This window comes from Streptomyces sp. NPDC101151, assembly GCF_044768335.1.
Classification (GTDB): Bacteria; Actinomycetota; Actinomycetes; order Streptomycetales; family Streptomycetaceae; genus Streptomyces.
Map to the genome: position 1 here is coordinate 163,978 of NZ_JBIWPP010000010.1, position 11,510 is coordinate 175,487.

General features: G+C 71.6%; 15 protein-coding genes and 1 pseudogene. 10 read left to right on the plus strand and 6 right to left on the minus strand.

All coding sequences use genetic code 11. The features are described from left to right. Positions 1 to 7: 7 nt before the first annotated feature. Positions 8 to 682, minus strand: coding sequence for a hypothetical protein (locus tag ACIRU3_RS20815; protein WP_404058202.1), 675 nt, complete (start codon positions 680 to 682; stop codon positions 8 to 10). A 53-nt stretch (positions 683 to 735) separates the two neighbouring features. Here ACIRU3_RS20815 and ACIRU3_RS20820 point away from each other — a divergent pair, with 53 nt between their 5' ends. Next, the gene (locus ACIRU3_RS20820; protein ID WP_404058204.1) at positions 736 to 1,335 is read left to right on the plus strand and encodes an HD domain-containing protein; all 600 of its coding nucleotides are present in this window, start codon (positions 736 to 738) and stop codon (positions 1,333 to 1,335) included. A gap of 2 nt (positions 1,336 to 1,337) precedes the next feature. Then, on the plus strand, positions 1,338 to 1,892 hold the full coding sequence (locus ACIRU3_RS20825) for a GNAT family N-acetyltransferase (RefSeq protein WP_404058206.1): 555 nt from the start codon (positions 1,338 to 1,340) through the stop codon (positions 1,890 to 1,892). Between the two features lie 14 nt (positions 1,893 to 1,906). Here ACIRU3_RS20825 and ACIRU3_RS20830 read toward each other — a convergent pair whose 3' ends face one another. After that, positions 1,907 to 2,812 (minus strand): LysR family transcriptional regulator, encoded by a 906-nt coding sequence (locus tag ACIRU3_RS20830; RefSeq protein WP_404058208.1) that lies wholly within the window; start codon positions 2,810 to 2,812, stop codon positions 1,907 to 1,909. A 139-nt stretch (positions 2,813 to 2,951) separates the two neighbouring features. Between ACIRU3_RS20830 and ACIRU3_RS20835 the strand changes: the two genes are divergently transcribed. The 4 genes from ACIRU3_RS20835 (at position 2,952) to ACIRU3_RS20850 (ending at position 5,334) form a co-directional block, all read left to right on the plus strand. Then, on the plus strand, positions 2,952 to 3,647 hold the full coding sequence (locus tag ACIRU3_RS20835; RefSeq protein WP_404058210.1) for a type 1 glutamine amidotransferase domain-containing protein: 696 nt from the start codon (positions 2,952 to 2,954) through the stop codon (positions 3,645 to 3,647). A 145-nt stretch (positions 3,648 to 3,792) separates the two neighbouring features. Continuing rightward, positions 3,793 to 4,251 carry a hypothetical protein gene (locus tag ACIRU3_RS20840; protein WP_404058212.1) on the plus strand — a complete coding sequence of 153 codons (459 nt, stop codon included), beginning with the start codon at positions 3,793 to 3,795 and terminating at the stop codon, positions 4,249 to 4,251. A gap of 61 nt (positions 4,252 to 4,312) precedes the next feature. Further along, positions 4,313 to 4,996, plus strand: coding sequence for an RNA polymerase sigma factor (locus ACIRU3_RS20845; RefSeq protein ID WP_404058214.1), 684 nt, complete (start codon positions 4,313 to 4,315; stop codon positions 4,994 to 4,996). Next, a complete protein-coding gene (locus ACIRU3_RS20850) occupies positions 4,993 to 5,334 on the plus strand; it encodes a hypothetical protein (RefSeq protein ID WP_404058216.1) in 342 nt (113 codons plus the stop codon). Before ACIRU3_RS20845 ends, ACIRU3_RS20850 begins: the two co-directional genes overlap by 4 nt. Before the next feature lie 56 nt (positions 5,335 to 5,390). Here the strand turns inward: ACIRU3_RS20850 and ACIRU3_RS20855 are convergent, their stop codons facing one another. Then, entirely contained in the window at positions 5,391 to 5,912 is a 522-nt protein-coding gene (locus ACIRU3_RS20855; protein ID WP_404058218.1) for an ArsR/SmtB family transcription factor, read from the minus strand. Positions 5,913 to 6,103: 191 nt separating this feature from the next. Here ACIRU3_RS20855 and ACIRU3_RS20860 point away from each other — a divergent pair, with 191 nt between their 5' ends. Both ACIRU3_RS20860 and ACIRU3_RS20865 read left to right on the plus strand, forming a co-directional pair. Next, positions 6,104 to 6,271 (plus strand): hypothetical protein, encoded by a 168-nt coding sequence (locus ACIRU3_RS20860; RefSeq protein WP_404058220.1) that lies wholly within the window; start codon positions 6,104 to 6,106, stop codon positions 6,269 to 6,271. 155 nt (positions 6,272 to 6,426) lie between these two features. Beyond that, positions 6,427 to 7,392, plus strand: coding sequence for a pirin family protein (locus tag ACIRU3_RS20865; protein ID WP_404058222.1), 966 nt, complete (start codon positions 6,427 to 6,429; stop codon positions 7,390 to 7,392). Between the two features lie 388 nt (positions 7,393 to 7,780). Here ACIRU3_RS20865 and ACIRU3_RS20870 read toward each other — a convergent pair. Continuing rightward, positions 7,781 to 7,906: pseudogene (locus ACIRU3_RS20870) on the minus strand (IS110 family transposase); the annotation flags it as partial. Positions 7,907 to 8,070: 164 nt separating this feature from the next. Between ACIRU3_RS20870 and ACIRU3_RS20875 the strand changes: the two are divergent. Beyond that, positions 8,071 to 8,700, plus strand: coding sequence for a hypothetical protein (locus tag ACIRU3_RS20875; RefSeq protein WP_404058224.1), 630 nt, complete (start codon positions 8,071 to 8,073; stop codon positions 8,698 to 8,700). Between the two features lie 69 nt (positions 8,701 to 8,769). On the opposite strand, the gene ACIRU3_RS20880 is transcribed toward ACIRU3_RS20875, so the two are convergent. Beyond that, positions 8,770 to 9,207: an NUDIX domain-containing protein gene (locus ACIRU3_RS20880; RefSeq protein ID WP_404058226.1), complete on the minus strand. Its 438-nt coding sequence runs from the start codon at positions 9,205 to 9,207 to the stop codon at positions 8,770 to 8,772. Positions 9,208 to 9,433: 226 nt separating this feature from the next. On the opposite strand from ACIRU3_RS20880, the gene ACIRU3_RS20885 reads away from it, so the two are divergent. Then, positions 9,434 to 10,480: a phosphotransferase gene (locus ACIRU3_RS20885; RefSeq protein ID WP_404058228.1), complete on the plus strand. Its 1,047-nt coding sequence runs from the start codon at positions 9,434 to 9,436 to the stop codon at positions 10,478 to 10,480. On the opposite strand, the gene ACIRU3_RS20890 is transcribed toward ACIRU3_RS20885, so the two are convergent. Next, positions 10,477 to 11,508: a glycosyltransferase gene (locus ACIRU3_RS20890; protein ID WP_404058471.1), complete on the minus strand. Its 1,032-nt coding sequence runs from the start codon at positions 11,506 to 11,508 to the stop codon at positions 10,477 to 10,479. The two genes, ACIRU3_RS20885 and ACIRU3_RS20890, sit on opposite strands and share 4 nt — an antisense overlap. Positions 11,509 to 11,510: the final 2 nt, after the last annotated feature.

An 11,510-nucleotide genomic window follows, 5' to 3' on the forward strand; every position in this document is an offset into this window, starting at 1 on the left:
GTTCCGATCAGCGCTGGAGGGCGCTCTGGGCGGGCACCTCGGCCGAGTGGGAGGTCCGCTCGGCGCGCCCCACCGCGAACACCGCGTACGCATAGGCGAGATCGAGGAGGAAGCAGCCGATGTAGAGGTAGTACATGAGGGCACTGTCGTAGCGCGGCTCCCCGTCGGGGTCGGTGAGCATCGAGAGCGAGGCGCAGGCGGTGCCCAGCAGTTTGGCCACGGCGATACCCACCGACTGGCCGCGCGTGCCCCGGCGGGCGGCCAGCATGGCCAGGAACATGGCGGACATGGCCAGGTTGCTGCCGAAGGCGGTGATCGCGCCGACGCCCTCGTCGAACTGCTCGGAGGCGTAGTTCATGCCCGGGTAGGCGAGAGCGAGCAGGACGGCCAGCGCGGGCAGGAACAACCGGTCGGGGAGCTGGGGAAACTCGGCCCGCCCGAAGCGTACGACGGTGTAGCCGATGGCGACGTCGAAGCAGAACCACACGATGTTGATCACGTGCATGACCCCCGACGGAGGCCGCACGAACGCGAACATGAACTCCCAGCTGATGTTGGTGGCGAACGCGACGACGGGCATCCCGAACGTGCGCTCCCGCAGCCCCGTACGGATCAGCAACACATACGCGACGGTCCAGAAAAGTCCCGTACCGAGCAGAAACGCCGTGTGCATCGCCGTCATGAGTGCCCTCCGTATTCCGATCGTCACACGCACCGGGTGCCTACCCTGGCACGATGACAGCCACGAGTGCAGTGTCGATAGCCACGGCCGCCACCGTAGATCCGCCGCTACGGCCGCTTTCCGAGCGGGCCGCCTTACTGCTGGCGGGGGTTGACGCCCCACCGCGTCTGGTGGCCCACCTCAGAGCGGTGCACGATGTGGCGGCGCGGCTCGTGGAGTGGGTGCAACGGCACTGTCCCGGGCTGGAGTTCGACGCGGAGGCGGTGCTCTTCGGTGCCGCGACCCACGACATCGGCAAGGCGGTGCACGTGGCCGAGCTGTCCGGCCCGGGCGACCGGCACGAGGAGGCCGGACGGGAACTGCTGCTGCAGCACGGTGTGGAGGCCGGCCTGGCCCGGTTCGCCGCGACGCACGCCTCCTGGGCCACGCCGGGGATCGGTGTCGAGGACCTGCTGGTGAGCCTCGCCGACAAAGCATGGAAGGGCAAACGCGTTCCGGAGCTGGAGGACCTCGTGGTGGCTCGGCTGGCAACCGCCGACGGGCGGGCCGGCTGGGAGTGGTTCATGAAGCTGGACGACGCCCTGTCGGGGATCGGGGAGGGAGCCGACCGTAGGCTGGCCTATCAGATGTCCCATCCCATCGATCGACGGTGACCATGTACGCGATCCCCCTCGGTGACGACGGAGCCGAGCTGTGTCCCCTCGGTCCCTGGCAGGCCGGGGAGTTCCTCGACCATGTGGACCGGGGACGGGAGTTCATCGGGCAGTTCAACGGGCTGCCGGACGTGGTCATGGATCTGGCGTCCGGCCGGGCGTTCCTGCAGGCGTACGCCGAGAAGGAGGCGGCCGACGCCGGCCGCATCTGCGGGATCCGGTACGGCGGCACGCTGGTCGGGGCGGTGATCCTGCGCAGGATGGACGTGGCGCAGGGCACTGCCGAGGCGGGCTGCTGGCTGGAGCCGGCGGCGGTGGGCCGGGGCCTGGTGACCCGTGCGGCCCGGGTGCTCATCGACTGGGCGATCCGGGAGCGGGGCATCCACCGCGTCGAGTGGTGTGTGTCGTCGCAGAACGCCCCGAGCATCGCGGTCGCCCGGCGGCTGGGGATGCGCAAGGACGGTGTTCTCAGGGAGAGTTACCTGTACCGCGGGAAGCGGCACGACGAGGAGATCTGGTCCGTGCTGGCACCGGAGTGGACCGGCGCGGCGGACTGACGGGGGCACGGTGGCTACCAGGTCCGCGCCGACCGCAGCAGGAATTCGCGGACGCGGGCCACGGCGGGGTTGTCCGAGGCGCCCGGGCGCTGGACGAGGAAGCCCGTGTTGATCGGCGGGTCCTGCGGCTCCAGCAGTGCCACCAGGGCGCCGGACGCCAGCAGGTCCTCGCACAGATAGCGGGGCAGGACGCCGAATCCGGCGCCCGCGGCCACCGCCGCCACCACCCCCCGCAGGTCGGGGACGGTCACGGCGGCGGTACAGGACAGCCGTCGGCCGAAGACGTGCCGCCAGTAGCGGCGGGCGATCGGCAGGTCGTCGGCATAGCTGATCAGAGGTACGGAGTGCAGAGCGGCGGGCCCTTCGGTGGGCAGCCGGTCCGTCAGCGGCTCGGCCCAGACGGGGGCGGCGACCAGGACGAACTCCTCGTCGGAGAGGGGCACGGCGTCGAGTGTGCGGCCGCGCGGGCGGGTGGTGGCGATCACCAGGTCGTGGCGGCCCGCGCGCAGTTCGTCCAGCAGCGGTTCGGTCAGACCGGTGGCCACTCGCAGGCGTACCCCCTCGGTGACCAGGGGGGCCAGGGCGGGCAGGACGGTCGTGCAGAGGAACTCGGCGGGTCCTGCGAGGTGGACGGGCTCCGGGCGCGCGCCCTCCAGGGGTTCGGTTCCGGCGACGGCGGCCAGCTCGTCCAGGGGCGCCGCGATCCGGGCGGCCAGTTCGTCGGCCACCGGTGTCGGTGCGACCCCGCGCGGCAGCCGTTCGAACAGCTCCCGGCCACTCAGCCGTTCCAGCGTGCGCATCTGCGTCGTCACCGTCGGCTGTGACAGGCCCAACAGACGGGCGGCGCCGGTGAAGGAGCCGGAGCGGTGGACCGCGAGGAAGGTGCGGAGCAGGTTCAGATCGAGGGAAGGGATGTCCACGAGGCCGAGTATTCACCGGGCCGCCCTCCGCAGCACCCATAGGCGATCCTATGTCTGCCATTGACGGCTTCATTGGTTGCCTATGGGTGGTGTCGCCTACGTTTTCCTCACCAGAGCAAGTTCCAGGAGATGAAGACTGATGTCGAAGATCCTTTTCGTGCTGACCGGCGCCGACCGCTGGACGCTCGCCGACGGCACCGCGCACCCGACCGGCTTCTGGGCCGAGGAGGCCGTGGTCCCGTACCGGGCCCTCAAGGCGGCCGGCCACGAGATCGTCGTCGCCACGCCGGGCGGTGTGGTGCCGACCATCGACCGGGCGAGCCTCGCGCCCGAGTTCAACGGCGGCCAGGAGGGGGCCGAGGAGATCGCGCGCGCCCTGGACGGGATGGCCGAGCTGCGGGAGCCGGTGAAGCTGGCGGAGGTCGACCTCGACGACTTCGCCGCCGTGTTCTACCCCGGTGGGCACGGGCCCATGGAGGACCTCGCCGTGGACGCCGACTCGGGCCGGCTGCTCGTCGCGGCCCTCGACTCGGGCAAGCCGCTCGCGGTGGTCTGCCACGGTCCGGCCGCGCTGCTCGCGGCGGTCCGGGCCGACGGCTCGAACGCTTTCGCCGGTTACCGGGCGACGGCCTTCACCAACGAGGAGGAGACGCAGAGCGGGTTCGCCGCACAGGCCAGGTGGCTGCTCCAGGACCGGCTGACCGAGGCGGGCGTCGACCTCCGGGTGTCCGCCCCCTGGGGGCCGTACGTCGTCGTCGACCGCAACCTGGTCACCGGCCAGAACCCGGCCTCCTCGGCACCGGTCGCCCAGGAGCTGCTGAAGAAGCTCGGCTGATGCGGCGGTCCCGCTGAGCGGCGGCCGGCCACATGTGCGGAAAATTGGTCGGCCGTCGCCCGCAACCTCGCCCGGGGTCGGACGTCTGTCGGGGTGGAGGCCTCCACTTCGACCGAATGTCCGGCCCGAGCGACCGAAGGAACCCATGTCCGCACACCGTGTCCCACGCCCTCGCCGTATGCGCAGGCTGCGCGCCGCCCTGGGGGTCTCCGCCGTCGGCGCGGCCCTGGCCGTCGGCGGCACCGTGACCGCCCAGGCGGTCCAGAGCGACGCCCACCCCGCGCCCGCGCCCGCGGCGGGCCACGCGACGCCGTCGCCCGTGCCGTCCCCGATCCGGACGGCGACGCCGAGTCCGGTGCCGTCCGCACCCCGCACGGGCACCCCCAGTCCGATGCCGTCCGCACCCCGCACGGGCACCCCCAGTCCGATGCCGTCTCCGGCACGCCCGGGGACGCCGCGGCCGGTCCCGTCCACCGCCTCGCCGACGCCCGGCCCGGCCACCCCGGCCCCGGCGCCGCACCACGGCCACCTCCCGACGGCGTCGCCGAGTCCGGCCCCCGCGACCGGGCACGCGAGGCCCGCGCCGGTTCCGCAGCACCACTGAGGCAGGCCGGTGTGCGGGCAGTCGCCCGGTGCGGCTCCCCGCACACCGGGCCGGGAGAACCATGACGACAGCCACACCGCCGCGGGCCCTGCCCTGGGACCGGGCCGGCACCGCGCACCCCGCCCCGTACTGGCGCAGGTTCACGCATGCCCTGCGGACCCGCTTCCTCGCGCGCGTACGTGCCGGCGCGACGGCCGACGCGGTACCGCCCGGCCGCCACGGGCACACCGGGGCACAGGGCCGTGTCGTCCCCGAACCCCCGCTCGGCATCGAGGAGTTGTACCACCATCGCCGGCTGTCCCTGGTGCGCCTGGCGGTGCTGCTGGTGGACGATCTGCCCACGGCCGAGGACGTCGTGCAGGACGCCTTCACGGCGCTGTTCCGCCGTCACGGCCACCGGCTCGGCTCGCTGGACGACCCCGAGGCGTATCTGCGGACCAGTGTCGTCAACGGGGCCCGCTCGGTGCTGCGGCGGCGCAGGACCGTACGGGCGCACATCCCCGAACCCGAGCAGCACGCGCCCGCACCGGAGGAGGACGTCCTGCTCCACGAGGACCACCGCGAGGTGCTGGCGGCCTTGCGGACGCTGACCCGGCGGCAGCGTGAGGTGCTGGTCCTGCGCTATTGGTCGCATCTGACCGAGGCGGAGATCGCGGCGACGCTCGGTCTGTCGCGGGGCACCGTCAAGTCCACGGCCAGCCGGGCCCTGGACGCTCTCGGCCGACGTCTGGAGGGTCTGCGTTGAACGAATCCGGTACCGGGACCGTGCCGACCCCGGTCGAGAAGCGGCTGCGGGCCGCCCTGGCCGCACGGGCGCAGTCCGTCGGCCCGGCCGACCTGCGGCCGCTGCGCCCGCCGACCGCGAGAGTCCGCCCCGTCCGGGTGCACGTGCGCCGGGCCGCGGTGGGTCTGCTCGCCCTGGCCGCGGTGGCGGCCCTGGTGTTCTTCACCATGCGGAGCGGCCCGGCCCGCCCAGCCGAGCCTGCCCACCCGCCCAGGCCCACGACCAGCCCGCCCTCAGCGGTTCCCAGCCCTGTCCACCCCTCCACGGCCGCACCGACTCCCGGTCCTCCGGGGCGGTGATCCGATCCGCCGGGCATGCCGGGCCCCGCGACCAGGCAAGAGCCGAAGGCGAGGCCCTAAGCGCCCTGCCGCAGCAACAGAGTCCCGACCGCGGTGCGCCGATGCAGAACCGCCTTGCCGGCGCGCTCGGTGGTGATCAGTCCGGCGCCCCGGAGCGCCACCGTGTGCGCGGAGACCGTCGCGGCACTGACGCGGAGCCGCCGGGCCAGCCCGGTCGTGGTGCGCTCCTCGGCCAGCAGATGGAGCAGTTCGGTGCGTGTGTTCCCGATGACCTTGGCCAGTGCCGGCGGGCCGGCCGATCCGTCGGGCTGGGGCGGGAAGCCGGGACCGGCCGGGTAGGTGACCACGACCGGGCGGTCCGGGAGGTCGGACAGCAGGGGTCCCCCGGCTGCGTGGAAGCTGGGCAGCAGGAGCAGCCCGCGCCCGCGGAGGTGGACGTCCCGGGGCATGCCCGGGAGGGTCCAGACAGGGCCGTGCAGGCGAGCGCCGGGCACCAGGTCGGCCAGCAGCGAGCCGGCACCGCCTTGGGCGAGCTGTACGGCCCGGCGCACGAACTCGGCGTGGTGGAGGTCCTGCACCTGTGCCCAGACCGAGCCGAGCAGCGCGTCGAACGCCGCGCGCTGCGCACGGTGGATCGTCTGCCGGCCGTCGGCGTCACCCCGGTGCAGGTCGCGGATCCACGCGGGCGCGGGCCTGGGTGCCGGTGCGTAGATGCGGCCTGTGGCGCCAACTGGGCGGCCCGGGCGAGGCCGGTGACATCACGGGCCGGATGGAAGACCGTCAGCATCAGCTCCCGCACCGGCAACTCCAGGCGTCCGGCCTGATGACGGCGGCGGTACGAAACTCGCTGATCGGCGCCGTCGATCCGGGCGTCTCGGTGCCGGGGGTCCGCCACGCGGTCCGCGGATTCCTCGCACGCCACCTGGCCGCCCCCTGATCCTGAACGCACCGGTCGGTGGGGCCGCGTGCACTGCGCCCGCCGTTTCGCCGGGCCACGCTCGGGGAGACCGGTTCACCACGTCTGGCTGAACGCTCGCCCGTGCGGGGCCGTTGGCCTGCCGGTGACGGCGTGGCGGGGCTAGGTTGTGCGGCATGAGCAATCTTGACCGGGCGCCCGTACCGAGCGCGTGCGGCGGCCGTGGATTCGTCGTCGCCGAGCCCGTCCGCGAGCTGCTGAGTCCCCGTCTGGTGAAACTCGGCGAGTCGACCGAGGTGCGCCGGCTGCTGCCGAACCTGGGCCGGCGCATGATCGGTGCCTGGGCCTTCGTCGACCACTACGGCCCCGACGACATCGCCGACGAGCCCGGCATGCAGGTCCCGCCGCATCCGCACCTCGGGTTGCAGACGGTCAGCTGGCTGCACGAGGGCGAGGTGCTGCACCGCGACTCCACCGGCAGCCTGCAGACCATCCGGCCCAAGCAGCTGGGCCTGATGACCTCGGGCCGGGCCATCAGCCACTCCGAGGAGAGCCCGAAGTCGCACGCCCGCTTCCTGCACGGCGCCCAGCTGTGGGTCGCGCTCCCCGACGAACACCGTCACACCGAACCCAAGTTCGAGCACCACCCCGATCTGCCCACGGTGACCGCGCCCGGTCTGACGGCGACCGTGATCCTCGGCGCCCTCGACGGCTCGTCCTCCCCCGGTACGACGTTCACCCCGATCGTCGGCGCGGACCTGGCGCTCAGCCGGGGCGCCGACATCCGCCTCCCCCTCGAACCGGACTTCGAGTACGGGGTGCTCTCGATGTCGGGCGAGGTGCACGTGGACGGTGTGCCGGTACTGCCGGGCTCGATGCTCTACCTCGGCTGCGGCCGCACCGAACTCCCGCTGCGCGCCGAGTCGGACGCCGGGATCATGCTGCTGGGCGGCGAGCCGTTCGCCGAGGAGCTGATCATGTGGTGGAACTTCGTCGGACGCACTCAGGAAGACATCAAACAGGCCCGGGAGGAGTGGATGAGCGGGTCGAGATTTGGGGAAGTGAAGGGGTACGACGGGGATCCCTTGCCTGCTCCAGAGCTGCCGCCGGTGCCGCTGAAGGCGCGGGGCCGAGTGCGCTGAGCTGTGGTTTTCCAGCCCGGAGCGGACTTAGCCGGGCGAGGCGAAACGCTCCCCGCCCGGTTCGCTCAGACAACGCGAGCAAACCTCTTTCGCACCACCCGTTCCACTCCACCTCGAAGTGCAAGTCTCGCCAGTCGTAGTCAGCTTTGGTCGGACTGATGCTGACCCAATACTGACTTTACTGACAGGCAGTCAGCTATCGATGAGGACTCCGCTGACTCTTGCCGCGTCCCTCTCACCACCGCGTTCTTTAGCTCGATCCGCGAGTCACCAGCGGATCGCCCTTCTCTCGGCTAGCACCGGAACCCCACACTCTTCGGAACCATACTGACCGCGGCCTCCGGTTAGGTTTGAGGTGTGGGGGTCAGACACCCCATGTCGTTTGGTGTCAAGCGGCTGGGGTGTGGGCGTGGTGTGACCAGGCGGTCGCTTCGTTGTAGTGGGTGCGGGTCTTGAGGCATCCGTGGAGGATGCCGACAAGTCGGTTGCCGAGTTGGCGGAGAGCGGGGTTGTAGCCGATCTCGCCCCCTCGCATGCAAGGGCAACCACAGCGACGCCGCCACCTCCGCCGAACAGCTGGCCTCCGCCTCGGCCCACGCCGAAGCAGTCCACATCGGAGCGTGGAACGAGACCCCCGGCCTGCTGTTCAGCACGCAGCTCCCGACGGACGGCGGCACGATGACCGTCCACGCCCTCCAGGCACCGGGCAGCGGAGGTCGGCTGTCCCCGGCGGAGGGACGTGAGGCGAACCTGAACGCGCCGCCGTTCCAGGCGAACGTGATGCCGGACATCCACCCGCCGACCGAGGGCCTGGTGGCGCCGGAGCCCGTACGGGGCTGCCACGTGCAGCCGAAGGATTACGCCTGGTTCCAGGAGTCCCTGGCCCACACCACGGCGGCGGGCCTCATGGCCTTCACCGGCTCCGGCCACGCCACCGCCCGCCACCTGACCGACCGGCAGGGCCGCAAACGGTTCACCGGCCTCGAGCACGCAGCCAGCACGAGCATCCAGGACGCCGCCCACACCCTCTTCGGCGACGAGTACGTCGGCACCGACCACGTCTTCCGCCTCAACGGCCCCCGCGTCGAGGCGTTCTCCGGCGTGGACGAGGAGGTCTTCCGCCTCCTCGCCAGGGGCGACATCGAGGAATACCGCGCCCTCGTCCACGCGAGCCGCCACGCCCGCCCCCGCCTCACCTTCGACAAGGACTGGGGCGGCCCCGTCTCCGTCCACGCCGACGGATCGCTCCTCGCCCTGCGGCTGCTGCCGGGGCAGGACGAGGAGCCGCGTCCGGGCTCCCCGCGCTGACCTAGGAAGGATGCCGGGACCGGCTCATCTCAGAGCCTGTCCCGGCGGCAGGACGACCTACACACTGGCTCAGAGCGACGCCTCGACTCCGAGGCTTCCGGCGCCGACGGCTCCCCTCAGCACGTGGGCGATCTCCTCGGGCTTGAGGTCGATGCCGTCGAGCCTCTCCAGGGTCAGCGGGACCTCCTCCAGCGCGTACTCGCCGCGGCCTTCGGCACTGAACTCGGGGCCGGTACGGTCGTCGAAGGACCAGGTCGCGATCCGGGCGAGGTAGAAGAGCTGGCGCTCGTCGTCGGTCTCCATCGTGTGGAGGAGGCGGACGATGTCCGCCTTCCCCGCGATCTCCTCGTGGATCTCCCGGTGGAGGGCGGCCTCCCGGGACTCGTCGCCGGGCTCGACACCGCCGCCGGGCAGGACCCAGTACTCGGGGATGCCGGGCCGGGTGCGGCGGATGACCAGCATCGTGCCGTCGGCGGTGACGAGGACGGCGCGGACTCGTTCGATCATTTCGGTTCGTCTCCTTGCTTGTTGACGGTCTCAATAGAGCAGCCAGCCGCCGTCGACGTGGACGGACTGCCCCGTGCTGAACGAGACGGAGGCAGTTTCTTCGGCGTAGCCCCCGCCGGCGCAGCGAAATCGATATCGACTCGTGCGTGAGCCGGGCTGCGGAACCCCGACGCCGTTCCGGTGATCCTTGTACGGGCGGGTGCTCCGCTCACGTATCGTCGCCCAGGTGAGCGACGCGTATGCGGAGAGCAGGCTTCATGTCTCCACGGACGATCTTGCCGAGCTGATCAAGGAATTCGGCCTCGGCGAAGTCGTGGGCAGTCAGCATCTGGCTGACGGCCTGATTAATGTGAACTGGCGACTGGACACCGTGGCAGGGCCCTTCGTGCTCAAGCGGGTCACGGACGTGCCGCTCGACCGGCTGCGCCGCAATCTCGCCGCGCTCCCCACCCTCGCCGAAGCCGGTGTCCCCGTGATCGCGCCGGTGGAGGCTCCTTCGGGCGGTGTCGTGGTCGAGGTGGGCGGAAGCGGGTACTGCCTGTTTCCCTGGGCGCTGGGAGCGCATGTTCGGGGAGTGGACCTTCCTCGTGCCCAGGTGGGACGACTGGGAGCAGAGCTCGCCAAGCTCCATCTGGCGCTCCGGCGGGCTGTCGGCAGCGGAGCCCTGCCGGCTCTCCCCGACGCCGAGACAGCGGATGTCGTCACGCCGGGGCAGGCGATGGAGAAGGCCGACCGACTCGCTGTGGCTGCGCGGGCTCACGGTGGGGGTGACTCGTTCGACACGGTCGCGCTAGACGCCCTCGCCAAACGTCGGACCCTGCTCTCCCAGTACGCGCGCCTGCGCCCCGAAGGTGACGTCCCCGCAGGACCTCACGGCTGGACGCACGGCGACTTCCAGTACCGGAACCTTCTCTGGGCCGACGGCGAGCTGACCGCGGTCCTGGACTGGGACCGGCTGGGCGTCCGCCCGTACGCGGAGGAGGTCGTCCGCACGGCGCAAGTGCAGTTCGGGGTGCAGGGCGTCTTCGACTTGGAACGTGTATCGACCTTCGTCAGGGGCTACCGGTCGGTGATGCCGCTCGAACCGGACGAACTGCTCGACGCCGCGCGCCGACTGTGGTGGAAGCGGATGACGGACTTCTGGCAGCTGGAGTTCCACTACGACCGGCACGACCACTCCTGCGACGAGTTGTTCATCGCCGACGAGGCTCTCCTGCACTGGTGGACAGAGCGCCTCGACGAGATCGAACGGGCATTCGACAGGGCTTTCTAGATCCCCAGTTCCCGTAGCTCGGGCAGGCACGGGCGGGCGAACCGCGCGGCGCGGATCCGGGCTCGCAGCCCCAGGGCTTCGTGGTCGACGTTCCGGATCGCGCGCATCCACGCCTCCGGGCCGGCGGTGACCGGCAGGACTACGCCTTCACCGCCGATGGCTTCGGGAATGCCGCCCCGGTCGCTCCCGATGGCCGGGACGCCGTGGAGGGCGGCCTCGACGATCACCCGAGGGAAGGCGTCTTCGACGATGGACGGGACCAGAAGCAGTCGGTGGCTGCGGTACAGCGGCTCCATGTCGTAGACGCGCGGTATGTACGTGACGTTCGGGTAGCGCGCGAAGTCGGCCGAGGCGTCCCACCAGCCTTCGACGAGGGTGAAGCGCTGCTCCGGCATGAGGCGGATGAGCCGGTGCAGTAGCTCGGCTCCCTTGGCTGGGATGGGGTTGACCATGAGCACGGCGGCGGTGCGGGCGGTGTCCGTGGAGGGGCCGGGACGTGCGAACGGGGGGTACATGACGGCGAGGCGGGTGTCGGTCGCCGTGCGCGCGCGGGTCTGGACGAACTCCGACACGGCCAGCCCGTAGTGGGGGCGGCCGGTGAGGACGCCCAGGCCGGTAGCGGAAACGGAGTGCAGCAGGCCCGCCACCAGCGCCTGCGGCCGGGCCAGTACGGCCAGCTCGGCCGAGCCTTCCTGCGACGTGAAGACGACATCGGGGCGTAGCCGCCCCAGCAGGCGGCGCAGCTCCGGCTCCAGCCGTTCCTGGGGAAGGGAGAAGCAGTCCAACCCCTGCCAGCGGAAGCTCAGGGTCTCGCGGTTCTCCTCGTACGGGAGCCCCCGGGACTCCAGGTGGGTGCGCATCGCCGCGCGCTGGTCCTCTGCGTTCCAGGGCGGCTCGTGCGAGCCGAGGTAGGTCACGTGCCAGCCGGCCGCGGCGAGTTCTTCGGCGAGGAGCTGCTGGGTGACTTCGGCGCCGCCGATGAGGAACGGGGGCGGGGTGCGCCGCCAGGCGAAGAGTGCGGTGGGTATCG

What these genes read in the sequence shown, in the direction of transcription:
- ACIRU3_RS20875 (WP_404058224.1), top strand. Translation starts at nt 8,071, where the DNA reads ATGACCGTCCACGCCCTCCAGGCACCGGGCAGCGGAGGTCGGCTGTCC.
- ACIRU3_RS20840 (WP_404058212.1), top strand. Translation starts at nt 3,793, where the DNA reads ATGTCCGCACACCGTGTCCCACGCCCTCGCCGTATGCGCAGGCTGCGC.
- ACIRU3_RS20880 (WP_404058226.1), bottom strand. Translation starts at nt 9,207, where the DNA reads ATGATCGAACGAGTCCGCGCCGTCCTCGTCACCGCCGACGGCACGATG.
- ACIRU3_RS20845 (WP_404058214.1), top strand. Translation starts at nt 4,313, where the DNA reads ATGACGACAGCCACACCGCCGCGGGCCCTGCCCTGGGACCGGGCCGGC.
- ACIRU3_RS20825 (WP_404058206.1), top strand. Translation starts at nt 1,338, where the DNA reads ATGTACGCGATCCCCCTCGGTGACGACGGAGCCGAGCTGTGTCCCCTC.
- ACIRU3_RS20820 (WP_404058204.1), top strand. Translation starts at nt 736, where the DNA reads ATGACAGCCACGAGTGCAGTGTCGATAGCCACGGCCGCCACCGTAGAT.
- ACIRU3_RS20815 (WP_404058202.1), bottom strand. Translation starts at nt 682, where the DNA reads ATGACGGCGATGCACACGGCGTTTCTGCTCGGTACGGGACTTTTCTGG.
- ACIRU3_RS20835 (WP_404058210.1), top strand. Translation starts at nt 2,952, where the DNA reads ATGTCGAAGATCCTTTTCGTGCTGACCGGCGCCGACCGCTGGACGCTC.
- ACIRU3_RS20865 (WP_404058222.1), top strand. Translation starts at nt 6,427, where the DNA reads ATGAGCAATCTTGACCGGGCGCCCGTACCGAGCGCGTGCGGCGGCCGT.
- ACIRU3_RS20860 (WP_404058220.1), top strand. Translation starts at nt 6,104, where the DNA reads ATGGAAGACCGTCAGCATCAGCTCCCGCACCGGCAACTCCAGGCGTCC.